A 274-nucleotide genomic window follows, 5' to 3' on the forward strand; every position below is an offset into this window, starting at 1 on the left:
GGCTAGCGGGGCGGTTTAGGAACAACCAAAATGGGGACACATCCGCCGACGATTATCGGCCCCGATCTCGTCATACGGGGCACAGTGCGATCGTCCGGTACTGTTCGAATCGACGGACGGATCGAGGGTGAGGTGAATGCAGCGCTGGTTGTCGTCGGCGAGCACGCCTCGGTGCAGGGCGACATCTCCGCCGAGGATTTGACAGTGCGCGGCGAAGTCCAGGGCACGGTCGTAGCCCACAAAGCGCTCATTGTTGCAGGGGCGCGCGTCGAGG

Annotated in this window: 1 protein-coding gene; it reads left to right on the forward strand. The window is 63.1% G+C overall.

Annotated features, from left to right (window positions below; translation table 11 throughout):
* Nucleotides 1-30: 30 nt before the first annotated feature.
* Nucleotides 31-274: polymer-forming cytoskeletal protein (locus Q5762_RS38335; protein WP_315896937.1), on the forward strand; the 244-nt coding region annotated here is incomplete at its 3' end.

Origin of the sequence: Streptomyces sp. P9(2023), from assembly GCF_032436795.1 — a bacterium.
Lineage (GTDB): Bacteria > Actinomycetota > Actinomycetes > Streptomycetales > Streptomycetaceae > Streptomyces.